The following is a 2,593-nucleotide window of genomic DNA, read 5'->3' on the forward strand; positions in this document are numbered from 1 at the left end:
ACGGCGGAAGCCGGCGGGGGCGCAGCCGGGGGAACCGCCACCTTCCCCTGGGTCCTGGTCGGCGCCGTGGGCGCGGTGGCCGCCACCGCGGCCATCGTCTACCTCACCGCCGAGCCCCAGGAGAACGGCGGGGGATCCACGATCGACATAGATGTCCACTGGTAACCACCGACGAAACGGGAGGATGGAGATGAAAAGACCGCTTGCGTTTTTCGCCGTCCCGGCCGTCATCGGTGCGCTCGTCGCCTGCGACATGACGGGTATCGGCGGTGAGCCGGGCCGGGTGGTCCTCGACCTGGAAATCGTGAACCCGTCGGGGCCGCTCGACGTGGACCGGGTGCGGGTCAGAATCACCGCGCCGGATTTCGACGCGGACCGCTGGTACGAGTTGGAGATTGACGGGAACAGCGCCTCCGGCAGCCTTTCCTGCGAGCCGGGGCCGGACCGCTTCGTGGAGGTGGACGTCTACGAGGACGGCGCGATTTCCTACACCGCCGCCGGCACGGTGGACCTGGAGCCGGGCGAGACGAAGACCCTCTCCCTCGCGGCCGAATCGGTCTACTCGGACTACCTCCGGATCACCGGCCGCGTCGGCAGCTTCGGCGTCCGGGACCAACAGCTCGACTGCCCGTCGGACGCGGTCATCGCCCGGGAGTACCTCTACGTCGTGGACCCCGCCGCGTGCGAGCTCAAGGCCTACGACCCGGCCGACCTCGAGGCGCCGCCGGTCTGGGTCCGGGACCTGTCCGACCTGGACTCCGACACCGAGCTTCCCTACTTCCCGGCCACCATCGAGTACTTCCCCGAACTGGGCGAGCTTCTCGTGGCCGACCCGATCAACGGCCGCCTGGACGTCTTCGATCCCGACGACGGCACCTACTACGGTGAGTTCACCGTTCCCGACGGTCTCACCAAGCCGGTGGACATGCTCCACTGGACCACCGCCGGGAGCGTCTTCATGGTGGACACGGACGACTCCGAGCTATACCTGCTGAACCACGACGGCACCCCCTGGCCGGGCAGCCGCGTCCTCTACGACGACCAGGGCCACGCGATAGTCAACCCCGTCGGGGTGGCCCTGACGGGCTCGGCGGGGGACGACGCCTACCTGGCGGTCACCAGCGCTCCGGAAGATGAAGGGGTGCCGGGCCGGATATACTTCTACACCTACCATCTCTCCGAGGGGCCCGCGTACACCGGCTCCGCCGGGGAGGGGCACCTCGAGCATCCCACGGGCATCGCCTGTGCCCAGGGCCTCTTGATCGTGGCCGACGCCACGCTCCACGCGCTGAAGATTTTCGACACCGGGGGCGCCTTCCTGGACAGCTTCGGCTACTTCGGCGACCGCCTGGGGACCTTCACCAACCCCCTGGGCGTATTCGCCGATGACCTGCGGCTCTACGTGGCGGATTCGCTGAACCACCGGGTCCAGCACTTCGACATCCTGGAACGGTAGCCGCCGGGTCGCGGGTGACGTCGGGGTGGCCCCGTGGGGAGAGTCCGCGGCTAAAGGCCTGACGGCGGCCGAGGGGATAACTGCGCCCGCGGGGACATCCCACTAGGGGCCGCCGTTTGGCAACGAAGGAGGCGCGCGTGCCGGAGGAGGGCGAAGGCCGGGAGCTGATCGAGCGCTTCCTGGCCCACCTCGCCGGGGAGCGGGGCTATTCGCCGGCCACCATCGCGGCGTACCGCTCCGACCTCTCCTCCATCGAAAAAAGGACCGGGCCGCTGGAGAGCCTGACCTCGACCGCGCTGGTCGGGTACCTGCTCGCGGAGAGGGAGGCCGGCCGGACGGCGTCCACCATCCGCCGCCGCTTGGCCGCTTTGCGGTCCTTCGCAAATTTCGCCGCCGCCGAGGGGCTTTTCGACCCAAAACTCCTCGGGGATCTCACCCTGCCCCGTCACGCCGAGCCGCTGCCCAAGCCGCTCCGGCCTGAGGAAATCGAGGCGCTGCTCGCGGCCGCCGGGCGCCGCCTGGAACGGGCGAAAGATTCCGCGAAATCCGCGTACAAGGTGTTGTCTCCGACGCAGCGCGCGCTCCGGGACCTGGCGCTCCTGGAGCTTCTCTACGCCTCCGGGCTGCGCGTCTCCGAGGCGCTTTCCGTGGAATGGGCGCAGCTCGACCTGCGGGCCGGCTACGTCCGGCTGACCGGGAAAGGCGGGCGGCAGCGGGTGGTGCCGGTGGGCGAGACCGCTCTCCGGGCGCTCACGCGGTACCGCGAAGCGCTGGTGCAGCCGAAGAGGACGGACCCGGTCTTCTGCTCGCGGCCCGGCGCGGCCCTGAAGCGGAACCGGGTCAACCGGCTGCTGGCCGAGCTGGCCGCCGAGGCCGGGCTGGACCTCGCGCCGGGGCCACACCGGCTCCGGCACAGCTTCGCCACCCATCTTTTAGCCGGCGGGGCGAGCGTCCGGCTGGTCAAAGAGCTCCTGGGCCACAGCCGCCTGACCGAGACCCAGCGCTACACCCGGGTGGAGGTGAGCCGCCTGGAGCAGGCGCACCGGGAGGCGCACCCGCGAAGCCGGAGGAAGGGTTAGTCGCAATAAACGGTGTGGTACGGGCCGGAGTGAGGGTCGAGGATGGGAGCGTATAAGC

The 2,593-nt window shown here is 69.8% G+C and carries 2 protein-coding genes; both read left to right on the top strand.

What is annotated here, in order from left to right; genetic code table 11:
- Nucleotides 1-190: 190 nt before the first annotated feature.
- Nucleotides 191-1,456 carry a hypothetical protein gene (locus NTW26_02475; protein ID MCX7021138.1) on the top strand — a complete coding sequence of 422 codons (1,266 nt, stop codon included), beginning with the start codon at nucleotides 191-193 and terminating at the stop codon, nucleotides 1,454-1,456.
- Nucleotides 1,457-1,593: 137 nt separating this feature from the next.
- Entirely contained in the window at nucleotides 1,594-2,535 is a 942-nt protein-coding gene (locus NTW26_02480) for a tyrosine-type recombinase/integrase (protein MCX7021139.1), read from the top strand.
- Nucleotides 2,536-2,593: the final 58 nt, after the last annotated feature.

It is taken from the genome of bacterium, assembly GCA_026398675.1.
Classification (GTDB): Bacteria; RBG-13-66-14; RBG-13-66-14; order RBG-13-66-14; family RBG-13-66-14; genus RBG-13-66-14.